19 protein-coding genes are annotated in these 20,375 nt (G+C 53.0%); 11 read left to right on the top strand and 8 right to left on the bottom strand.

Annotated elements, in window-relative coordinates; translation table 11 throughout:
* Positions 1 to 5 precede the first annotated feature (5 nt).
* Together O1723_RS11060 and O1723_RS11055 are read left to right on the top strand one after the other, a co-directional pair.
* Positions 6 to 2,186 carry a type I secretion system permease/ATPase gene (locus O1723_RS11060; protein WP_014883769.1) on the top strand — a complete coding sequence of 727 codons (2,181 nt, stop codon included), beginning with the start codon at positions 6 to 8 and terminating at the stop codon, positions 2,184 to 2,186.
* Positions 2,183 to 3,358: an HlyD family type I secretion periplasmic adaptor subunit gene (locus tag O1723_RS11055; RefSeq protein WP_014883770.1), complete on the top strand. Its 1,176-nt coding sequence runs from the start codon at positions 2,183 to 2,185 to the stop codon at positions 3,356 to 3,358. The genes O1723_RS11060 and O1723_RS11055 overlap by 4 nt, the downstream gene beginning before the upstream one ends.
* Positions 3,359 to 3,393: 35 nt before the next feature.
* Here the strand turns inward: O1723_RS11055 and O1723_RS11050 are convergent, their stop codons facing one another.
* Complete coding sequence (locus O1723_RS11050) at positions 3,394 to 4,278, bottom strand: MarR family transcriptional regulator (protein WP_479983879.1); 885 nt, start codon at positions 4,276 to 4,278, stop codon at positions 3,394 to 3,396.
* Positions 4,279 to 4,565: 287 nt separating this feature from the next.
* On the opposite strand from O1723_RS11050, the gene O1723_RS11045 reads away from it, so the two are divergent.
* Positions 4,566 to 6,029: an EAL domain-containing protein gene (locus O1723_RS11045; protein WP_248190559.1), complete on the top strand. Its 1,464-nt coding sequence runs from the start codon at positions 4,566 to 4,568 to the stop codon at positions 6,027 to 6,029.
* A 24-nt stretch (positions 6,030 to 6,053) separates the two neighbouring features.
* Here O1723_RS11045 and O1723_RS11040 read toward each other — a convergent pair whose 3' ends face one another.
* The gene (locus O1723_RS11040; protein WP_014883773.1) at positions 6,054 to 6,326 is read right to left on the bottom strand and encodes an ElaB/YgaM/YqjD family protein; all 273 of its coding nucleotides are present in this window, start codon (positions 6,324 to 6,326) and stop codon (positions 6,054 to 6,056) included.
* Positions 6,327 to 6,461: 135 nt separating this feature from the next.
* Positions 6,462 to 6,938 carry a GNAT family N-acetyltransferase gene (locus O1723_RS11035; RefSeq protein WP_014883774.1) on the bottom strand — a complete coding sequence of 159 codons (477 nt, stop codon included), beginning with the start codon at positions 6,936 to 6,938 and terminating at the stop codon, positions 6,462 to 6,464.
* 89 nt (positions 6,939 to 7,027) lie between these two features.
* Between O1723_RS11035 and O1723_RS11030 the strand changes: the two genes are divergently transcribed.
* Complete coding sequence (locus O1723_RS11030) at positions 7,028 to 7,984, top strand: LysR family transcriptional regulator (protein ID WP_014883775.1); 957 nt, start codon at positions 7,028 to 7,030, stop codon at positions 7,982 to 7,984.
* On the opposite strand, the gene O1723_RS11025 is transcribed toward O1723_RS11030, so the two are convergent.
* The gene (locus tag O1723_RS11025; RefSeq protein ID WP_014883776.1) at positions 7,981 to 8,847 is read right to left on the bottom strand and encodes an AraC family transcriptional regulator; all 867 of its coding nucleotides are present in this window, start codon (positions 8,845 to 8,847) and stop codon (positions 7,981 to 7,983) included. The genes O1723_RS11030 and O1723_RS11025 overlap by 4 nt on opposite strands.
* A gap of 462 nt (positions 8,848 to 9,309) precedes the next feature.
* Here O1723_RS11025 and O1723_RS11020 point away from each other — a divergent pair, with 462 nt between their 5' ends.
* The 4 genes from O1723_RS11020 to O1723_RS11005 all read left to right on the top strand — a co-directional run bounded on the left by O1723_RS11020 (position 9,310) and on the right by O1723_RS11005 (position 13,568).
* Entirely contained in the window at positions 9,310 to 10,158 is an 849-nt protein-coding gene (locus tag O1723_RS11020; RefSeq protein WP_023337263.1) for a hypothetical protein, read from the top strand.
* 133 nt (positions 10,159 to 10,291) lie between these two features.
* Positions 10,292 to 10,567 carry a metal/formaldehyde-sensitive transcriptional repressor gene (locus O1723_RS11015; RefSeq protein WP_003857256.1) on the top strand — a complete coding sequence of 92 codons (276 nt, stop codon included), beginning with the start codon at positions 10,292 to 10,294 and terminating at the stop codon, positions 10,565 to 10,567.
* A gap of 30 nt (positions 10,568 to 10,597) precedes the next feature.
* Positions 10,598 to 11,716 (top strand): S-(hydroxymethyl)glutathione dehydrogenase/class III alcohol dehydrogenase, encoded by a 1,119-nt coding sequence (locus O1723_RS11010; protein WP_014883778.1) that lies wholly within the window; start codon positions 10,598 to 10,600, stop codon positions 11,714 to 11,716.
* Between the two features lie 160 nt (positions 11,717 to 11,876).
* Positions 11,877 to 13,568 (top strand): methyl-accepting chemotaxis protein, encoded by a 1,692-nt coding sequence (locus O1723_RS11005; protein ID WP_248190561.1) that lies wholly within the window; start codon positions 11,877 to 11,879, stop codon positions 13,566 to 13,568.
* A gap of 90 nt (positions 13,569 to 13,658) precedes the next feature.
* Here O1723_RS11005 and O1723_RS11000 read toward each other — a convergent pair whose 3' ends face one another.
* The 4 genes from O1723_RS11000 to O1723_RS10985 all read right to left on the bottom strand — a co-directional run bounded on the left by O1723_RS11000 (position 13,659) and on the right by O1723_RS10985 (position 18,735).
* Positions 13,659 to 16,040 (bottom strand): glucose/quinate/shikimate family membrane-bound PQQ-dependent dehydrogenase, encoded by a 2,382-nt coding sequence (locus tag O1723_RS11000; protein WP_248190563.1) that lies wholly within the window; start codon positions 16,038 to 16,040, stop codon positions 13,659 to 13,661.
* A 250-nt stretch (positions 16,041 to 16,290) separates the two neighbouring features.
* Positions 16,291 to 17,214 carry a LysR substrate-binding domain-containing protein gene (locus tag O1723_RS10995; RefSeq protein WP_014883781.1) on the bottom strand — a complete coding sequence of 308 codons (924 nt, stop codon included), beginning with the start codon at positions 17,212 to 17,214 and terminating at the stop codon, positions 16,291 to 16,293.
* A gap of 182 nt (positions 17,215 to 17,396) precedes the next feature.
* A complete protein-coding gene (locus tag O1723_RS10990; protein WP_014883782.1) occupies positions 17,397 to 18,281 on the bottom strand; it encodes an SDR family oxidoreductase in 885 nt (294 codons plus the stop codon).
* Between the two features lie 64 nt (positions 18,282 to 18,345).
* A complete protein-coding gene (locus O1723_RS10985; protein WP_014883783.1) occupies positions 18,346 to 18,735 on the bottom strand; it encodes a YdeI family stress tolerance OB fold protein in 390 nt (129 codons plus the stop codon).
* 139 nt (positions 18,736 to 18,874) lie between these two features.
* On the opposite strand from O1723_RS10985, the gene O1723_RS10980 reads away from it, so the two are divergent.
* The 3 genes from O1723_RS10980 to O1723_RS10970 are packed head-to-tail and all read left to right on the top strand — an operon-like array spanning position 18,875 to position 20,364.
* Positions 18,875 to 19,378, top strand: coding sequence for a hypothetical protein (locus tag O1723_RS10980; RefSeq protein ID WP_248190565.1), 504 nt, complete (start codon positions 18,875 to 18,877; stop codon positions 19,376 to 19,378).
* A gap of 9 nt (positions 19,379 to 19,387) precedes the next feature.
* A complete protein-coding gene (locus O1723_RS10975; protein WP_014883785.1) occupies positions 19,388 to 19,834 on the top strand; it encodes a DUF421 domain-containing protein in 447 nt (148 codons plus the stop codon).
* Positions 19,835 to 19,845: 11 nt separating this feature from the next.
* Positions 19,846 to 20,364 carry a 2-oxo-tetronate isomerase gene (locus O1723_RS10970; protein WP_014883786.1) on the top strand — a complete coding sequence of 173 codons (519 nt, stop codon included), beginning with the start codon at positions 19,846 to 19,848 and terminating at the stop codon, positions 20,362 to 20,364.
* The last annotated feature ends 11 nt before the right edge of the window (positions 20,365 to 20,375 follow it).

Below are 20,375 nucleotides of genomic sequence, written 5' to 3'. Positions count from 1 at the left end.
AGATTATGAAGACACATCCACAGTACGAACCCTGGCTGCAGGGCATGCTGATCATCGCGAAGCACTATCGGCTGGACTTTTCCGCGGAACATGTTCGGGTCACGATTAACCATGAAAGTCAGTCTCCGCGCCAGCTGGTGCTGGAGGAGATGGCGCGCCAGCTAGGGCTGGGGATGCGTGTAGTGGCGGCGGAAGCGGTCTCTCTCGATCCGTGGCGTTTACCGCTGCTGGCGGAATTCACCGGCGGACAAATCGCAGTGATTACCCGCATGGACAACGAAGGCAACGTCAGCCTGCAGTTTAGCGGAGACGGTGGCCTGGAGACGACGCTGACGCTGGAAGCGCTCGGGACACGGTTAAAAACCCTGCTGGTGCTGCGCCCGCTGGAGTCCACACCGGATGCCCGCGTGGACGATTACATTAAACCGTATGAGAAAAACTGGTTCTGGCAGCTGGCGCTGAAAGACTGGCGACGCTACAGCGACATTATGCTGGTGGCGCTGGTGGCTAACGTACTGGCTCTCTCTGGCATGGTCTTTTCCATGCAGGTGTACGACAGGGTCGTACCGTCGCAATCAGAAGCCACGCTGTGGGTGCTGTTTGGCGGCGTCATGATTGCCATTGTCTTCGAATTCGTAATGCGCATGCTGCGCGTGCATATATCTGACGTGGTGGGGAAACGCGCCGACCTGCGCATTTCAGAGCGTGTGTTTGCCCACGCGCTGCGGATTAAAAATGGCGCACGCTCCAAATCAACCGGTTCGTTTATTGCGCAGATCCGCGAGCTGGAGTCGGTGCGTGAACTCATCACCTCCACTACCATTGCGGCGATCTCCGATCTGCCGTTCTTCCTGCTGTTCGTCTTTATTCTGTGGATGATTGGCGGCCCGCTGGTGCTGGTGGTGCTGCTCGCCGTGCCGCTGTTGCTGATTCCGGGCCTGCTGGTGCAGCGCCCGCTGGGCAAACTCTCCAGCGAGGGGATGCGCGAATCCGCGATCCGTAACGCCACGCTGGTGGAGGCGGTGCAGGGCATTGAGGACATCAAGCTGATGCGCGCCGAGCAGCGTTTTCAGAACCAGTGGAATAACACCAACGATGTCGCCGCCAGCGTCGGCATGAAGCAGCGCTGGCTGACGGGCCTGCTGCTGACCTGGACCCAGGAAGTGCAGTCTATCGTCTATGCGGTAGTCCTGCTGGTGGGCTGTTATCTGGTGATCAGCGGGGATATGACCACCGGTGCGCTGGTAGGAACCTCAATTTTGGCGTCGCGCACCATCGCGCCGCTGTCGCAGATCTCAGGCGTGCTCTCCCGCTGGCAGTCGGCAAAAGTGGCCCGTAAGGGGCTGGACGACCTGATGCAGCGACCGATTGACGATCCGCAGCACGGGAAGAAGGTGCATAAAGCCCATCTGCGCGGCGACTACGTGCTGGAGGACGTCGGGTTTTACTACGATGAAGAAGAGAAACTCAGCGTGCTTAACATCAGCAAGCTACAGATCCGTGCCGGGGAGCGCGTGGCGGTGCTTGGCCGAAATGGCTCCGGCAAAAGCACGCTGCTGCAACTTCTGGCGGGCATGCAGGAGCCGCAGCAGGGCAGCATCCTGCTGGACGATATCGCGCTTAACCATCTGGACCCGGCCGATCTGCGTCGCGACATGCAGTTGCTCAGCCAGCAGGCGCGGCTGTTCTTTGGATCCGTGCGGGACAATATCCTGATGGGTAACCCACTGGCGACTGACGAAGAAATTCATCAGGCGCTGGTGAACAGCGGCGCGCTTGAGTTTGTGCGCAAGCAGAAAATGGGGCTGAACACCCTTATCAATGAAGGCGGCACGGGGCTGTCCGGCGGGCAGCGTCAGGCGCTGCTGCTGGCGCGCGCGCTGATCACTTCTCCGACGATTCTGCTGCTGGATGAGCCTACCGCCTGGCTGGATGAAGTGAGCGAGAAGCAGTTTATTCAGCATCTTCACCAGTGGCTGGGCAAGCGCCGGACGCTGGTGGTGGCCACCCACCGCCTGCCAATTCTGGACCTGGTTGACCGCATCATTGTGCTGGAAAACGGCAAGGTGGTGATGGACGGCCCGCGCGACGCGATCCTGCATCAGCACGGTATGGCGACGCCAAAAGCCGCGCAGCGCACCGTGACCATGAAAGCGGCGGCGGTTGCAGAGGAGGGTGTGGCATGAATGATTTAACCCGTTTTAATAGCCGTCTGAAAGAGCCACGCCTGCCGAGGTCGTCGCTGGTGGCATGGGCGCTGTTCGCCCTGCTGGCGGTATTTCTCGCCTGGGCGAGCCTGTTCGAGCTTGATGAAGTCACCACCGGCAGCGGCAAGGTGATTCCGTCTTCGCATGAGCAGGTGATTCAGTCCCTGGAAGGGGGCATTATTCACAGCCTGATGGTGCGCGAAGGCGACATTGTCGAACGCGGTCAGCAGCTTGCGCAGTTAGACCGGACAAAAACCGAGTCCAGCGTGCTGGAGAGTGAGTCCCGTCTGAATGCCGCGCTGGCAACGGCGGCGCGCCTGAAGGCCGAGGTCAACGACACGGCGCTGATTTTTCCCGAAGAACTGGATGACGACGTTGAGCTGGTCAAACAAGAGACGGCGCTCTATCAGTCCCGTCGCGAAAGCCTGGAAAAAGGGCTGGCCGGCCTGCGTCAGGGGGCTGAACTGGTGCAACGAGAACTGTCGTTAACCCGTCCGCTGGTGACCCAGGGGGCGGCCAGCAAGGTGGAGGTGTTACGTCTTGAGCGTCAAAAAAATGAGCTTGAGAATAAAATCACCGAGATGAAAAACCAGTATTACGTTCGCGCCCGTGAAGAACTGGCAAAAGCCAACGCGGAAATTGAAGCTCAGCGTTCGGTGATGAAAGGGCGTGAGGATTCCCTGACCCGGCTGACCTTCAATGCGCCTGTGCGTGGCATCGTGAAGGATATTGACGTGACGACCGTGGGAGGCGTTATCCCGCCGAATGGCAAGCTGATGAGCCTGGTGCCGCTGGACGATCAGATGGTGGTTGAGGCAAAAATCTCCCCGCGCGACGTGGCATTTATCCATCCCGGGCAGAAAGCGCTGGTAAAAGTGACGGCCTATGACTATTCCATTTACGGTGGGCTGGAAGGGGAAGTGACCATGATTTCACCGGATACTTTGCAGGATGAGGTGAAAAGGGATGTTTACTACTACCGCGTTTATATCCGCACCGACAGTAACCATCTGACCAATAAGCAAGGTAAGGAATTTCCTGTCTTTCCGGGGATGATTGCGACGGTGGATATCAAAACCGGCAGTAAAACCATTCTTGATTATCTGTTGAAGCCGCTCAACAAAGCGAAAGAAGCGCTGCGGGAGAGATAAGGGCAGGGCGTTCGGGGAACCGAACGCCATTTTTATTATACCGTTAATGTGACGTTGTTGGGGTGGCGTCGTTCTTTCGGTACCACGTTAATGTAATGGGTGACATACGCGAAATAGAGTCCGGCATAGTTTTCGACCAGTTCGAGAAAAGCCGGATACACCGACAGGCGACCGTCACCGCGATCTTTCAGATATCCTGCCTCTTGCGCTGTTTTGATAATCCGGTTGACGTGGATCCGCGAAACAAAGAATTCTTTCGCGAGCGTGCTGGCAGAATAATCAATCACTGCACCATGAGCAGATTTGTTTTTTATGGCCTGCAGATAAAGATAAAGCATAATCATGCGTCCGCCATCTTTATCGATAAATAATCCTACCTCGGGTAACACTTTCCTGAAGGTTAATCCCCGGAAGAGATATTCCGCTGCGCGGCGGAAAAAATTATTTCTCAATGTGTCATTATCCAGCAGGTTTACATCAATATTAAACGTCGGATAAAGAATGCTGACGGGCAAAAATGCACCGGACATATAGCGTTTAAGCTCACTCAATCCTTTTTCGGTCGGGGCTATTCGTGTTTTTCGACGGTCATCCGTACAGCGCCAGGTCCTGATGCGCCCCGTGGTTCTGAGAAGAGTAATGATCGCAATCACACTATTAGGGCTGGATATTTTATAGCGGGAGCATAGCTCTTTAATCTCAGATACTGACTCGGCCTGATTGCCAAATATAAAACAACACATGGCGAGAATAATGTTGAACCGCGCTTCCTGAAGCATTGTCTTGTAGAACAAAGGTTGTTTTTTATAGATGGTGTCATTAATTGTGTAGTGCTCTAATATTGCCTCACCAAATCGTGGGTTACTCTTTATAACATCCCGTCGATGTAGCAAGGCCCTGGATGAGATGTGATTATCCATAGCATTTTTCTCGTGTTTGATGAACCGATAGATGAAGTATCCAGTCTTCTTTTTCGGAATTTTCATTATACCTGAGAAACAGTGTTTTGCCGTCGTTATTTGAAAAGAAAGATATATTTACATTTGTCGACAGAAGAGAGAGTGATTAACGCAAAAATGTTCCGGTGCGGAACGTTGATAACAGTATCTTAACCTGATGGCGTACTGTAAAATTATTCTATACACCAGCTGTATTACATATTCCGTATTCATAATAAGAATGGCGATTTTGTGCCCAGGAGCAGGTTATGACCCACAAAATTTCTCACAGAAATGTTGCTCGCGACGATCGGCGGTTTGTCATCTCAACCTGCGGTTTTACCTTCCAGGGGTATGCTTTGCTCCTGAAAAAGTACGGCATAGACGCTTCGCATATCCACTTTGAGGGAGATGATGTCTGCCAACGGGATGGAGAAAATATCCTTAATAATCAACAAGCTCACATTGTTGTGTTTCCGGGTAAAGGGATTGTCACTCTGCTGGAAAGTCTGACTCGACTGGCATCAGTTCTGAATGCATTGCCTGTTATCCGATGCGTGACCCTCTATAGTGATATACCTGACAGCTGGTTATATCGCACCCTGGGTAGCCTTTTACATAACAACCATCAATTATCACTTATTCGGATCGCCAGCGTTTCTGATGTCATCAACTGCTTCCACACCCATAATAAGGGGTTTAAAGACCACTCGCGATTATTACGCGATCACTGTCTGGGGTATTCTCCGCAGGAAAATCTGAAATGGCTAACAAGAAGAGAAATTGACGTTTTATTAAATTTCTACCGCGGTATGTCCGTAAAAGATCTGTGCGAAAAGCTGGGGCTTTCAAATAAAACGGTTTATACCCATCGTAAGGAAGGTGTGCAGAAGTTACATTATATTAAACGATGGTTAAACGATCCGCATAACTTCAAAGCGGAAAGAAGTCACAAAAACCATCGTCTTAAAGCAGAATTCACGGATAAAGAAGCAGATATTTTTAATGCTCTGGTGAAAAGGGAGATCTTCCCGGCCTACCAGATCATTACCGATCGCGACAAAAAAGGGGTGGGCTTTGAGATACTGATCCGCTGGAATAAAAACGGCAAAATAGTCAAGCCAGCCTGTTTTCTTAATGACATTTCAAATCACGAGATATGGTTAAAAATAACGGCCCTGGTGATCCACGCTGCCGTGTCCGGGATTAATAAATATAATGGGAAATTCTATTTTTCAGTCAATATTCCGCCTCGTCTCGCTTCCGGGAAAGCGTTGCCGGAGATGGCCCGAAAAGCCATCGGCATGTTGCTCAAACCCCAGTGGGCGGAAAAGCTTGTCTTTGAATTTGCAGAAGATATCGATGTGACTAAAGACAAGAAGATCCCTGAAACCATGCGGCATCTGCGTAATACCGGGTGCAGACTGTTTCTGGATGACTGCTTCTCTAACCATCACACCATGTTTCCTGTCAGGCAGGTGCATTTTGACGGGTTGAAACTGGACCGCGACATCGTCGAGCATTTTGTGGCGAACGACAACGATTATAATCTGATTAAAGCGATTCAGATATACAGCGACATGACCGGAACGGACTGCATTGCTGAAGAGGTGGACAGTGAAGAGAAATTTGAAAAATTAGTCGAGCTGGGTGTGAAAAACTTTCAGGGATATTATCTCTCACGGGCTGTGAAGGAGGAGGAATTAGATCGCATGGTAAGACAGTTTAGCTAAAAATAAAGCCCCGAAGGGCCTTGATTATTTACGACCCAGTAGCAGGCCGAGAACAATACCGACGGCACCGGCGGCGATAAGGCCGGTTAGCGGGTTATTTCTGACCGCTTCTGTTACATCAGAAACCGCATCGCTGGCCTGTGCGGCATATTTTTTAGCCGCGCCTTTTACCTGGTGCTTTGGTGAATCGACGAATTCACCAAACTGCTGCTGTGCAGAACCTGCAATTTCATCGAGCTTATTTTTTGCTTTATCTTCAGCAAACTGGGTGTTTTTATCAGTACCGAAATCAGACATCTTTGCCTCCTTGTGTTGATAATTAAAGGATAGCCGCTCTTTGCAGATATGAGAGACGAAAGGTTAATTTCGGCACCTGGCAGGGCTGTTTTCGGATATATCTCTGTGCGAAAGGACTCGCACAGAGAGACGCTGTTATTCGGCAAAACTCAGCAGCGCGTCGCCATCAAGGCGATAGCGCACCCATTCAGACTGCGGCAGCGCGCCAATGCTCAGGTAAAAATCAATGGCGGGCTGGTTCCAGTCCAGAACGCTCCATTCCAGGCGACCACACTGCCGCTTTACCGCGAGTTGCGCGATATGTTTCAGTAACGCTCTTCCCGCACCTTTACCGCGATACTCCGGGGAAACGTACAGGTCTTCCATATAGATCCCGTTGCGTCCGAGCCAGGTTGAATAGCTGGTGAAGAACACGGCATAGCCGATGATGTTGCCTTCATACTCAGCGATCAACGCTTCGGTGTTACTTCCCGCGCCAAAGAGCGTTTCACGGATCTCCTCTGGCGTGGTAACCACTTCTTCCGGCGCTTTTTCATAGACTGCCAGCTCGTAGATCATGGCGTAAATGGCCGCGGCATCTTCGGGACGGGCCTGACGAAGGATAATGCTCATTGTTATTCCTGCTTTCTGTCTGTTTCGCGATTGATGGCGTTAAGCATACGGAGTATTGTCCGAAGAATTAAGTGCAATGAAATCAACAAATGATGAATATTATGCATCCGACTTTACGACGTCTTGATTTAAACCTGTTGCCCGTTTTCGACGCGATTTACCGCCATCGTTCTGTTCGTCTGGCAGCCGATGAGCTGGCGATGAGCACATCGGCACTGAGCCATGCGCTTTCGCGTCTGCGCGCGACGCTGAACGATCCGCTCTTTTTCCGGGAAGGGCATCGTATGTCCCCCAGCGTGTATGCTTCTCAGCTCGCACCTTCCATCGCTTCCGCACTGTCATTCCTGAATCATGAGCTGACCCCGCAGCCGGAGTTTGACGCCCCCAGCAGTACCGAGAGCTTACACATTGCGATTACGGATTTTACCGCGCTTTGCGTTTTTCCGACCCTGATGCACTCCTTGCAGCATGCTGCCCCTGGTTTGCGTTTTGAATTGCGTTATTTGCCCCACAGCCCGGCGCTGACGGAACTATTAGCCGGGGAAGTGGATCTGGCGCTCGGGTTCAGTACCTCGGAGGATATTCGTCATCCGGAACTGGAGGAGATAGGCTGGTTCGAAGATGAGTATGTGGTCATCAGTAACGCCAGCCGGACACGGCTGACGCTGGAGGATTATCTCGCGGCCCGACATCTGGTGGTCACGCCCTGGAATGAGAAACAAGGGGTTCTGGATCTGCGGCTTGAACAGTTGGGCTATACCCGGCACATAGCGATCAAAACGCCGTCGATGCTCAGCGCCCCGTTTATCGTTGCACAAAGCGATCTGCTGATGGCGATCCCGCGGTTTGCGGCTGAGAAGCTGGTCGCGGCTGCGGATCTCAGGATATTTGCTTTACCGTTTTCAATCCGCGCGTTTGAAGTGAAAATTTACTCGCATAAACGCAGCGGCCAGCGGGGGGCGACCCGCTGGCTTAAGGAGGAGCTGCATAAACTGGCGCAGGCGGTAAGACGTTCAGCTGATGGCGGGGGAAGTCATCCGTCTTAATTTAACGGCAGATAGATATCCGTTTGCAGCGCATGTTCCGGCACCTCGTGGACAAAATTGAGGTAGTGGAAAAATACCGGTGCATCGCGCAGCGTTTCGCCGCTGTCTGGTAGCCAGTCGCGGAACATCGCCCATACCGTGTTGGAGATCGTATCCAGCGAGCCGGTGTGACGCCCGACAGCGTATCGTCCGCCTTTGATTTCACCATTGGCAACCCCGAACGCATTTTCTGGTACTGCCTCCGTAACGCTGCCACAAATATCGAAGCGAAAGGCATCGGCAGGTGTGGTTGCCGGGTCGTCCCAGGCGATGCCAAACGTGCTGCTTTCGCGTACTGGCGATAGCCCCGTGGCCTTACGCCAGGCGATAAATGTCGCCGCGCTGTCATTAACCCGATCCGGGCTGCCACGGTGTTGCAGCATGGCCACGTGAGTTTGGGGGAAATCAACAATCTTAACGTCCATCGATTTTTGCTCCTGAAAGGTCATTTTCGGTACGCGCTGGTGCCAGCTTAGCCAGTCCGGCTGCTGCCGGAACTGACGCGGGCTCTTTCCAAACGCGGTTTTGAAGGCGCGGCTGAACGATTCGGGGTTCTGGAAACCGGCATCGAGCGCAATATCAATCACCTTATCCTGCGGATTAAAGGCCAGTCGCCAGGAGGCTCGGCGCAGGCGTAGCCACTGGATATAGCGATACAGCGGCTGACCACTGAACGCCAGAAACTGACGATGAAAATGATAAGGTGAAGAGCTGGCTATCGCGCTGAGCTTTTCCAGCGTGAGCGGTTCATCCAGGTGGTGGGCAATATAGTCGCACACCCTATATAAGCGCTCACGGTATGCCGATTTGGCTGCATCGTTCATGACATCCTCCTGATGACCTACTTTGCCTGCGCGGTCGGGCAGGATCCTGACCGATCTTGCTTATCAGATTCATTATTGACGAAGTTTTTTCATGACAGTGCGATTATGGGGGGATTCCAGCAGCATAACATTGCACGGGAGCAATGACCCTCTCATCAAAGATACTCTGTTCAAAATGATGACTCGCAACGGTGACGGGAAAAATTTCCATTAAGCAAAAGGTTCGTCATGGCTATCTTTAACGAAGGCCATGATAACAAACGGCACAAAAGCGCTTGATTAGAAGCGAGAATGTGCTATTTGAGGGAATATTGCTTGCGTTGAGGTGTTAGTCACATATAACAAATGACAGAACAACTATTAGACATTGAAAATATAATATTTCCTTTGGTTAACAATTCCACCATGGCCGTTAAAATGTTATCTTAAATCCTCCTCATCATACGGACTAAAGGACTATCTATGTCTTGGCAAGGTGTACCGTTCAAACTTCTAAATGTAGGCGATGTTGAACAATTTTTTTTAAAAGTTTCGTCTCTTCCTAAAATAACTATCGATACGCCTACTGATTACAATCAACTCTGGTTAACGGTTGGTGCTACGTTCCTTGGTGGTATAATTCCAGCTTTGATCGCGTGGAGAACATTTCATGTAAACGCAGAAAACGTTAGAAAAGAAAGAGACGAGCAGCAGCGTTTCTTAAAGTCTGAAAGGGCAAAGCAGCAGCTATTTATGATGGGTGAGCGTGCCTCGCAATTTGCCTCATTGAAAGAAGAACGTGAAATACAAAAAACGCTTGCTCAAAAAACAATTAATGCTCAAGTAATCTCAACCAATAGGCAAAAATGGATTAATGATTTTCGTGATAATATCGCCGAATTTTGTTTATTAATATTCAGTCATTACGATGCCCGCTCAAGTTATCTGATTACTGAGCGTAAGTTACGGACAATAGCTGATATATATAAAGAAACTAATTATTCTGAGGATTTTAGAGTTCGTTATCAGGAGGCAAGTGACGAATTTTCACGTTGTCTGGAGAAATCGCAGTCAACTCATAATGCTATGGATAAAATGAAGTTTCTCATATTGCTAAGTATGAATCCACAAGAAAAAGAAACTCAAGAAATTAAACGATTGATTAATTTTTTAAAAACGTCGATTAATAAATTAATTATTGATGACGTTTCGGGGGGATTAGCCAATGTTAGAGAGGTTTATGCTGAATTATTAAACGGTTCGGAAGAATTAATGGGGGTAGTAGGGGGCATTCTAAAGAGAGAGTGGGAAAGAGTGAAGTTATGTGAATAAGACGTACGCACGTATGAGGGTTCAACGTGGGTTTAAAAATTTCGAGTAAATGCGTAATAACCCTATATAACTTACTGTTTACAGACAGTTGATTGTATTGATACCATACCCCCCTATAGTATCAGGAGGGCGTATGCCGCATTCACCCGAAGATAAAAAACGTATTCTTACTCGCGTCCGTCGCATTCGGGGCCAGGTCGATGCCCTTGAACGCGCGCTGGAGTCGGGCGATCCCTGTCTGGCTATCCTGCAGCAAATTGCCGCCGTGCGCGGTGCTGCCAATGGCCTGATGGGCGAAATGGTAGAAATTCATCTCAAAGATGAGCTGGTGACGGGAGAGACAACTCCGGATCAGCGAGCCGTGCGCATGGCAGAAGTCGGCCATTTGCTGCGCTCTTATCTAAAATAAACCCACACACCTGACAAAAAGGGAAGACCTATGAAATCTCGCGCTGCTGTTGCATTTGGCCCCGGCCAGCCGCTGAAAATCGTTGAAATCGACGTCGCACCACCGAAAAAAGGCGAAGTGCTGATCAAAATTACCCATACCGGCGTTTGCCATACCGATGCGTTCACGCTGTCCGGCGACGATCCGGAAGGTGTTTTCCCGGCGGTACTGGGACACGAAGGCGGCGGGATCGTTGTGGAGGTGGGCGAGGGCGTGACCAGCCTGAAGCCTGGCGATCACGTTATCCCGCTGTACACGGCGGAATGCGGCGAGTGTAAGTTCTGTAAATCCGGCAAGACCAACCTCTGCCAGGCCGTCCGCGCCACGCAGGGAAAAGGGCTGATGCCGGACGGGACGACCCGTTTCTCTTATAACGGCGAGCCGATTTACCACTACATGGGCACCAGCACCTTCAGCGAGTATACCGTTTGCGCGGAGATCTCTCTGGCGAAGGTGAACCCGCAGGCGCCGCTGGATAAAGTCTGCCTGCTGGGCTGCGGCGTGACGACCGGCATTGGCGCGGTCCATAACACGGCAAAAGTCAAAGAGGGGGATACCGTGGCGGTGTTCGGTCTCGGCGGCATTGGTCTGGCGGTGATTCAGGGCGCGGTGCAGGCGAAGGCCGGGCGTATTATTGCGGTCGATACTAACCCGGAGAAATTCAAACTGGCGGGTGAAATGGGCGCGACCGATTTCGTTAACCCGAAAGATCACGAAAAACCGATTCAGGATGTCATTGTTGAGATGACCGACGGCGGCGTGGACTTCAGCTTTGAGTGTATCGGCAACGTTAACGTCATGCGTTCCGCGCTGGAATGCTGCCACAAAGGCTGGGGCGAGAGCATCATTATTGGTGTGGCCGGCGCGGGTCAGGAGATTAAAACCCGTCCATTCCAGCTGGTCACCGGACGCGTGTGGCGCGGCTCCGCGTTTGGCGGCGTGAAGGGCCGTACCCAGCTTCCGGGGATGGTTGAAGATGCTATGGTCGGTAAGATTCAGCTCGATCCGTTCATTACTCACCGTTTGCCGCTAGAGCAGATCAACGAAGCGTTTGATCTGATGCACGACGGAAAATCTATCCGTACCGTTATTCATTTCGGCGACAAGTAACTCTTCTGCCAGCGGTTTTTAGCCGCTGGCATTTCTTTAATAATCTTCTCTAAAGTGTGACCAGTGCGGCGTTTTTAGCCGTAATCTAAATCTCTGCCGTGCCGATGACTATCTAACAGGCGTGTTTTTACGCATCTTACCTATAAGAGAGTCGACGGTCATGGACAACACTACTTCGATGCAGGCGCAGCGTAAGCTGGGCTTCTTGCATCACATCAGGCTGGTTCCGCTGTTTTCCTCCATTCTCGGTGGCATTATTTTGCTGTTTGCCTTGAGCTCGGGTCTGGCGGGATATTTCCTGCTGCAGGCCGATAACGATCTGCAGGATGTCACATCAGAGATTCAGGTGCGTATGGGGCTGTCGAACAGCTCAAACCATCTGCGCACCGCGCGTATCAATCTGATCCACGCCGGCGCGGCAAGCCGTATCGCAGAGATGGATGCGATGAAGCAGAATATCAGCGAGGCGGAAACGCGTATCAAGCAGTCCCAGGATAGCTTTAACGCGTATATGAATCGCTCCGTGCGTACCGCTGAAGACGAAGCGCTGGATGCTGACCTGAAAGCGCGCTACGACGCCTATATCGCGGGCATGCAGCCGATGGTCAAATTTGCCAAAAACGGCATGTTCGAAGCGATCATCAACCACGAAAATGAAACCGCGCGCCCGCTGGATGACGCTTACAATGCCGTGCTGCTGAAGGCGATTAAGATCCGCACCGACCGTGCCAATGCGCTAACGGCGCAGGCGCACAGCCGCACGCAGCTGGGGCTGATGTTTATGGTGGGCGCGTTTGTGCTGGCGCTGGTATTGACCGCGATGACCTTCGTTGTGCTGCGCCGCACGGTCATTCATCCGCTACAGCGTGCCGCGAAACGTATCGAGAATATTGCAAAAGGTGACCTGACGATGCCGGACGATGTGGCCGGACGCAGCGAAATTGGCCGTCTGACGCGCGATCTGCAAACCATGCAGCACTCCCTCGAAACAACGGTTGGCACCGTGCGTCAGGGCGCGGAGGAGATCTATCGCGGAACCAGCGAGATTTCTGCCGGTAATACTGACCTCTCTTCGCGCACCGAGCAGCAGGCCGCGGCCATTGAGCAGACCGCCGCGAGCATGGAACAGTTAACCGCCACGGTGAAACAGAACGCTGATAACGCGCATCATGCCAGCAAGCTGGCGGAAGATGCCTCCGGAAAAGTCAGCCGTGGCGGCCAGATGGTCTCCGGCGTGGTCAAAACGATGGGCAACATCTCCAGCAGTTCGAAGAAGATCTCTGAGATTACCGCCGTGATTAACAGCATTGCTTTCCAGACCAATATTCTGGCACTGAACGCGGCGGTAGAAGCGGCGCGCGCGGGTGAACAGGGGCGTGGATTTGCGGTGGTAGCCAGTGAAGTGCGTACGCTGGCAAGCCGTAGCGCCAACGCGGCAAAAGAGATCGAAAGCCTGATCAATGAGTCGGTTTCCCTTATCGATCAGGGGTCGGGTGAGGTGGTGGCTGCGGGTAACACCATGAATGAAATCGTCGACGCGGTTAAGCGCGTGACCGACATCATGCTGGAAATTGCCGCCGCATCGGATGAGCAGAGCCGCGGTATTGTGCAGGTCAGCCAGGCGATTTCGGAGATGGATAAAGTGACCCAGCAGAACGCCTCGCTGGTGGAAGAAGCATCTGCAGCCGCGGCATCCCTGGAAGAACAGGGCGCTCGTCTGACCGAGGCTGTGGGGGCATTTCGTTTAAGCGGCGCGAAGCCTGGCCGCGCGGTGACGTCTGTGCCAGTGGCGAAGAACACGCCGTTGCGCCCGGCGGCGACGGTTTCCGGAGATAACTGGGAGACGTTCTGAGTCGCCAGCAATGTCGGGTGGCGCTTCGCTTACCCGACCTACAAAATCGACCTACAAAAAAAAGGGACCCTTCGGTCCCTTTTTCACAGCTTATTTCTTATCAGGTAACGCGTATGCGATAACGTAATCACCGCGATCTGGTGACTGGCGAGCGCCCCCGGCGTTAATGATGATGTACTGTTTACCGGTTTTCGGTGAGACGTAAGTCATCGGGCCGGACTGGCTGCCAACCGGCAGTCGGTCTTTCCAGATCTCTTTCCCGGTGGCGGTATCAAACGCACGCAGGTAGAAATCCTGAGTACCGGCGAAGAACAGCAGGCCGGACTGGGTTGAGAGCGACGCGCCCAGCGTTGGCATCCCGATTGGGATAGGCATGTGCATGCGAATGCCCAGAGGGCCGGTGTCTTCCACCGTACCGACAGGCACCTGCCACACCAGTTTGCCGGATTTCAGATCGACCGCGGACATGGTGCCGAACGGCGGTTTCTGGCACGGAATGCCGAGCGGTGACAGGAAACGTTCACGCATTGCGCCGAACGGCGTGCCGTCCATCGGGACGATGCCCATCTCAATGCCGCTGGCGTCTTTCGCCACGTTAGCGCGCGGCACCATGTAGTTTGCCAGTCCGAGGCGCATATCGTTGACGAACATCAGGCTGTTGTTCGGGTCAACCGAGACGCTGCCCCAGTTCATTCCGCCCAGCGAGCCAGGGAACTGCAGGGAACGGTCAAGACCCGGCGGGGTGAAGACACCCTGATGACGCATCTCTTTAAACTGAATACGGCACAGCAGCAGGTCGACAGGCGTCGCGCCCCACATGTCGGATTCAGTCAGCGTCTGGTTGCCAATCATCGGCATGCCGACGGAATACGGCTGGGTGGGTGAGTAGCGTTCACCTTCAACGTTACCAGCCGGTACCGGACGCTCTTCTACCTTCGCGACCGGCTTACCGGTTTCGCGGTTGAGCATAAAGATCATGCCCTGCTTGCTGGTCTGCACCAGTACAGGCGTGGTGCCGCCTTTGCCGTCAGGCAGGTCATACAGCAGCGGCTGGGAAGGCAGGTCGAAGTCCCACAGATCGTGGTGGGTGGTCTGGAAATGCCAGCGCACCTGGCCGGTGGTGGCATCAACGGCGACGATAGAAGAGCTGTATTTATCGTCCAGCGCGGTACGCTCACCCGCCCAGAAATCCGGGGTGGCGTTGCCGGTTGGCAGATAAATCAGGTTCAGTTTGGCGTCGTAAGACATGGCCGACCAGACATTTGGCGTACCGCGGGTGTAGGTCTGTCCTTCCGGCGGCAGGCCGGTCAGGTTCGGATTACCCGGATCCCACGCCCAGGCCAGCTTACCGGTGTGAACGTCATACGCACGTACCACGCCCGGGGGTTCGCCGGTGGAGAAGTTATCCGCGACGCGACCGCCGACGACGACCACGTTCCCGGCGACCAGCGGCGTGGAGGTCTGCTGATAATATCCCGGCTTGATCTCACCCATACCGATGCTCAGATCCACGGTGCCGTGGTCGCCAAAATCTTCGCAGACCTTGCCGTTATCCGCATTGATGGCAATCAGGCGGGCATCGGTGGTCGGCAGGAACAGACGGCGAGGGCATGCGGCAGGCTGCGCGGTTTCCTGTGACGTTGTCACGTTCTGGTGGTCTTCAAAATAGCCCAGACCGCGGCAGCGCTGCCAGTTAGGCGCGGTGGCTTTAGAATCGTAGCGCCATTTTTCTTTCCCGGAGTCCACGTCCAGCGCCAGCACTTTACTGTACGAGGTACAAACGTACAGCGTATCGCCAATCTGTAAAGGCGTGTTTTGGTCTTCCGCGCCAGAGCCGTTGCTCTGTGGAATATCGCCGGTATGGGCAACCCAGGCGACTTTCAGTTCGCTGACGTTTTGCTTGTTAATTTGATCCAGTGCGGCGAAGCGGTCACCGTGTGTGGTGTTGCCCCAGTGCGCCCAGTTCTTTTGCTGCTCACCGGGTGCGACGGGTTTAACCGGAACGGGTTCATTCGCCGCCACGAGAGTCTGGGGCTTAAACATCCAGCCAAGGCTAACCAGCATCGCCACGGCCAGGACCGCCGCAACGCCAAAAGCAGGCGCCTTGTTGGGGGAATTGTGGTTTGCTCCACGCAGGTAAGGCCAGACGATGGCACAAAGGAAAGCCAGTACGGCGAAGGTAAACAGGCGGGAGAAGAGCGGCCAGAAATCCCAGCCCGCATCGCTTACCGCCCAGACCAGCGAGGCAATAAACGCGATGCTGTAAAGGACAATCCCGCTGGTGCGATTGAGGAAAATCAGGATCGCGGCAATCACCATTACCACGCCCATTATCAGGAAGTAACAACTTCCGCCCACGGTGGCGAGCTTAAACCCCAGCCCGCCGACGGCCAGACCGATGAGCAACATCAGTCCGGCAAGAAGCCACTGCAGGATACGCGGTATCCCACGTGGCGCGCTGCCAAATGCCATTTCTGTCTCCTTAGATCCCGCCGCTATGCCGGGTGTACCAGTTGGGTAATAAAATCGGCGGGAATAATGATTAACACGGGTGAATTCATCTTTATCAAAAGATTTACGAACCATTTGGTGAATTCGTGGCTATGATAAAACTGTTAAATTGTTTTACGCAATTGTTAATGAATCATTCCGCATTATTTGATTAGCGCACAGGACAGATCCCTCGCCCCGTTGGGGAGAGGGTTAGGGTGAAGGGAAGAATTCACACCGGCATGGATTTACGGATGGCGCTCAGCAGCGTCTGCGCACCCGTTGAGAGCGGCGTGTCTACGCGGGTTAAAATGCCGATAGGTTCACCGGCACCCGGGGCGGTCACCGGCAGAGCGGTCAGGGTTCCCTGACGCAAATCATCTTTTACCGCACCGGAGGGAACGAACCAGACGTAGTCATAATCGAGGGTGAGCTGGCGTGACAGCGAGGCCGACAGCGTTTCGATACACCCTGAGGGTAGTGTACATCCCTGCATTTGCAGCAAGTTTTCGGCGGCCTGGCGCGGGACGGTGCCTTTCGGGCAGACCACCACGGGCCATTCCATGACGCGGCTTAACGTCACGGTATCCTGCAGTAAAGGATGGTCGGGACGCACCACCAGCTTCAGGGATTCCAGAAACAGCAGTTCGTAATTGAGACCGCCCATCAGTTCAGGGTCAGACATACGACCGATACCCAGATCCAGTTCCCCCGATTTGAGCCCCGCGAGCAGCATGGTGTTATTCATGGTGGCAACCTGAATCGTGGTATGCCGTTGCTGCTTGTGGAATTGACCAATCACGGGCGGCAAAATGCCCAGCGCCGCGGTAGGCAAGGCACCCACACGTACCACGTCACTGGTGTGCTCTTCTTTTCTGTGCAGGGACTGGCCTGCGGTGTTGAGCGCATCCAGCACCTTAACGGCGTGCGTCAGGAATTGTTCGCCCACAAGGGTAAGCTGTGCGCCCAACCGACCGCGATCGAAAAGACGGGCGCCGGTGAGCTGTTCCAGCTCGTTAAGGGTTTTTGAGAGCGCAGGCTGGCTCAGATTAAGGGTTTCAGCCGCTCGCCCCAGCGTTCCCTGCTGAGCGACGGCCACAAATGTATGCAAATGGCGCAAGCGTATGCGCTGACTGAACAGACCATTTTTTTCCATAGGCGATGTTAAAAACAGAGCGATGCGGGTGACAAGTTAAGTTGTTTAATTTTGATAACCTGATAGCAAAATATTTTTAACATTTGATCTGTTTGAGTTACAACATGTTTTTCAGGAGGGGCTGCAGGCGAACGTCCTTGTTCATTTATTGCTCATTGCTGAGGGGTTACATCAGTAACCCATTAGATCACGCCATCCCCGCCGTCAGAACACCACACCTGACCGGACGTATAGGAACACGCATCCGAGGCCAGCGTGACGTACAGCGGAGCAATTTCTACCGGCTGACCCGGACGCCCCAGTGGCGTATCGCCGCCAAACTCCTTCACTTTTTCCATTGGCTGACCGCCGCTTGACTGCAGTACCGTCCAGTACGGTCCAGGCGCCACCGCGTTGACGCGAATGCCTTTTGGGCCCAGCTGTTTGGCTAAGGATTTAGTAAATACGGCCAGACAGGCTTTCGTCTGGGCGTAGTCCAGCAGCACGGGGCTGGGCTTCACTGCCTGAACCGAGGAGGTGTTAATGATAACGGACGACGCCTTCAGATGGCGCAGCGCCGCCTTGGTGATCCAGAAGGGGGCATAAACGTTGGTTTTAAATGTCGCGTCAAAGTCTTCGGTGGTGAGCTCTTCCAGAGACTCCCGGTACTGCTGACGGCCCGCGTTATTGATCAGAATATCCAGGCCACCCAGCTTCGAGACGGCTTCCTCGACCAGATTCTGACAGAAGGTTTCATCCCGGATATCCCCCGGCAGCGCGATGGCTTTGCGTCCTTCCGCTTTGATCAGCGCGATCACCTCTGCGGCGTCTTTTTCCTCTTCAGGCAAATAGTTGATGGCAACGTCAGCCCCTTCACGGGCATAGGCGATAGCCACCGCGCGACCTATCCCGGAGTCACCCCCGGTGATCAGCGCTTTTTTGCCGGTAAGGCGGCCATGCCCTTTGTAGCTTTTTTCCCCATGATCGGGTACAGGTTGCATCTCTGATGCCAGTCCCGGCGGCGTTTGCGGCTGTTCCGGGAACGGGGGTTGCGGGTAAGCGTTCGTACGTTGTGTAGTATCACTCATAGCTAACTCCTTAAGCCAAGGGGTGAGATTTGATGGATAGTTGCAGCGTTAACGCTTCGCTGAATTATTTCTGCAAACGATCAACACGGACGACGGCAGGAGATGATTTTTTATCAAGCGAACCGTTGATACTGATCATCTGGTCGGGTTTTACCGTTCTGCCGTCGAAGACTGCCTGGGGAATAATAACGTCGATTTTTCCGGTTTTATCCTGGAATACAAACTTATCGCCGCTACCGTCAATAAGATTACCGCGTAATGAAATTGTCGCACCGTCATGCATTTGTTTTGCCTGATCGATGGTCATAATACGCGCATCATCGGTTCCACGATATCCGCTATCCAGCGCGTGAGGTGGGGGCGGCGCGTCACCTTTTTGTAACCCGCCGTTATTATCTGCCCATGCTGATGGAACCAAAAATATCAAAAAAGCGGAAATAAGTGATAATTTCATCTGATATCCTTCATTTTTGGGTGTCTTGACTTATTAAGTATTGTTGCTATTCCTTTATGTGGCAAATGTGATAAGTCTTAAAAACAATCTCTTTTGAAATCAAAACACTCATAAAATAAGCGAAACGGTGACGACAACCATGAAGCGTGAAAATGAAAAGTTACCCGGGATAGATGAGAGTTATCGCTTGCTCAGGTTTGAATATGCATTTCGCCAGGTGGGTTTTGTGCTGCTTTTAGGTATTATCATCGCAGCGATGGCCGGTCTGTTTTCCAGCGGCATGGTGAGCGACACGTCCAGGACCAATTCTGCTAAATCTCTGACCATTCACTATGAACGCTTTGGCCGTCGGGAGACCGAGTCAAGGATGCAATTTACGTTTCCGGTGAAAACGGCGGGTCACTTCACGCTCAGCATCACCAGCGAGCGCAGCGACGTTTACGAACCCGGCAGCGTCTGGCCGCAGCCGGACAGAATGTATAGCCGTGGGAAAACCCTCTATTTCGTCTATAACACGCTCCAGAAGTCAGACAGGTTCTCCGTGTTGTACTTCACGACCCCGACCCGGGCCGGTAAGTGGAATACTGTCATCCGCGCAAACAACGAGCCGGAGATCACCGTCTGGCAATTTATTTACCCGTAGGAGGCTGATATGGATATGGTCTTTCGTGCGCTGGCGATTTATCTGTTTCTCGTGGTGGTATTTAAAGTGGCGGGGCGACGCGCGCTGCTACAGATGACCAGCTTTGATCTTATTCTGCTGTTAATTATTAGTGAAGCCACGCAGCAGGCGCTTCTGGGGCAGGACTTTTCTGTCACCGGGGCGATGATAACGATTACCACGCTGGTGGTAGTGGATATTCTCTTTGGGTTGATGAAGAAATATTTTTCCCCGGTGGAAAATATTCTGGATGGTAATCCCGTCATTCTGGTCGAGAATGGTGTGCCTTTAGCGGATAAACTTAAAAAAGTCGACGTATCCTGTGATGATATTCTGGTGTCAGCGCGTCAGAATAATGGCATTACAAAAATGAGTGAAATCAAGTATGCCATATTCGAACGTAATGGGCATATTTCAATCATTCCTTTTGAGAAATAAGAGGCGGCAAAATGAGCAATCTGTTTCACGACGATCATTATACCGTAAGTGAATTAACGAAAAAGCTGGCGAGTAAATTAACCGATGCCGGGCTGCGCTTAACCACGGCGGAATCCTGTACGGGGGGAAAGCTCTCGGTCGCGTTGTGCGCAGAAGAGAACACCGCCGATTTTTATGATGTCGGGCTGGTGGTGTTCAGCGATGAAGCAAAAGCGCGGATCCTCGGCGTGCGTTCTGAAACGCTGGCGCGCTATACCGCCGTCAGCGAACCGACGGTGGGCGAGATGGCCGCCAGTATCCGCGATATGGCCCAGGCGGATATCAGCATTGCCATCAGCGGATACGCAGGCCCTGAAGGGGGCGACGATGGGACGGCGGCAGGGACGGTCTGCTTTGGCTGGAATATTTGCGGCGAGACGAAAACCCGGACCGTTCTTTTCTCCGGTGACTGTCAGGACGTGGTGGAAAAAGCGGTGCATTTTGCGCTGGCTGAACTGGTAACAACCTTGTCGGACGACAATATCGGGTAAATTCACGTGGA

It is taken from the genome of Enterobacter cloacae complex sp. HYC080_NIDB (assembly GCF_056673325.1).
This window is presented reverse-complemented; position numbering and strand designations above follow the sequence as displayed.

Excerpts from the sequence above, each read along its gene's own strand:
- O1723_RS11060 (WP_014883769.1), top strand. The coding sequence starts at position 6 with ATGAAGACACATCCACAGTACGAACCCTGGCTGCAGGGCATGCTGATC.
- O1723_RS11055 (WP_014883770.1), top strand. The coding sequence starts at position 2,183 with ATGAATGATTTAACCCGTTTTAATAGCCGTCTGAAAGAGCCACGCCTG.
- O1723_RS11050 (WP_479983879.1), bottom strand. The coding sequence starts at position 4,278 with ATGGATAATCACATCTCATCCAGGGCCTTGCTACATCGACGGGATGTT.
- O1723_RS11045 (WP_248190559.1), top strand. The coding sequence starts at position 4,566 with ATGACCCACAAAATTTCTCACAGAAATGTTGCTCGCGACGATCGGCGG.
- O1723_RS11040 (WP_014883773.1), bottom strand. The coding sequence starts at position 6,326 with ATGTCTGATTTCGGTACTGATAAAAACACCCAGTTTGCTGAAGATAAA.
- O1723_RS11035 (WP_014883774.1), bottom strand. The coding sequence starts at position 6,938 with ATGAGCATTATCCTTCGTCAGGCCCGTCCCGAAGATGCCGCGGCCATT.
- O1723_RS11030 (WP_014883775.1), top strand. The coding sequence starts at position 7,028 with ATGATGAATATTATGCATCCGACTTTACGACGTCTTGATTTAAACCTG.
- O1723_RS11025 (WP_014883776.1), bottom strand. The coding sequence starts at position 8,847 with ATGAACGATGCAGCCAAATCGGCATACCGTGAGCGCTTATATAGGGTG.
- O1723_RS11020 (WP_023337263.1), top strand. The coding sequence starts at position 9,310 with ATGTCTTGGCAAGGTGTACCGTTCAAACTTCTAAATGTAGGCGATGTT.
- O1723_RS11015 (WP_003857256.1), top strand. The coding sequence starts at position 10,292 with ATGCCGCATTCACCCGAAGATAAAAAACGTATTCTTACTCGCGTCCGT.
- O1723_RS11010 (WP_014883778.1), top strand. The coding sequence starts at position 10,598 with ATGAAATCTCGCGCTGCTGTTGCATTTGGCCCCGGCCAGCCGCTGAAA.
- O1723_RS11005 (WP_248190561.1), top strand. The coding sequence starts at position 11,877 with ATGGACAACACTACTTCGATGCAGGCGCAGCGTAAGCTGGGCTTCTTG.
- O1723_RS11000 (WP_248190563.1), bottom strand. The coding sequence starts at position 16,040 with ATGGCATTTGGCAGCGCGCCACGTGGGATACCGCGTATCCTGCAGTGG.
- O1723_RS10995 (WP_014883781.1), bottom strand. The coding sequence starts at position 17,214 with ATGGAAAAAAATGGTCTGTTCAGTCAGCGCATACGCTTGCGCCATTTG.
- O1723_RS10990 (WP_014883782.1), bottom strand. The coding sequence starts at position 18,281 with ATGAGTGATACTACACAACGTACGAACGCTTACCCGCAACCCCCGTTC.
- O1723_RS10985 (WP_014883783.1), bottom strand. The coding sequence starts at position 18,735 with ATGAAATTATCACTTATTTCCGCTTTTTTGATATTTTTGGTTCCATCA.
- O1723_RS10980 (WP_248190565.1), top strand. The coding sequence starts at position 18,875 with ATGAAGCGTGAAAATGAAAAGTTACCCGGGATAGATGAGAGTTATCGC.
- O1723_RS10975 (WP_014883785.1), top strand. The coding sequence starts at position 19,388 with ATGGATATGGTCTTTCGTGCGCTGGCGATTTATCTGTTTCTCGTGGTG.
- O1723_RS10970 (WP_014883786.1), top strand. The coding sequence starts at position 19,846 with ATGAGCAATCTGTTTCACGACGATCATTATACCGTAAGTGAATTAACG.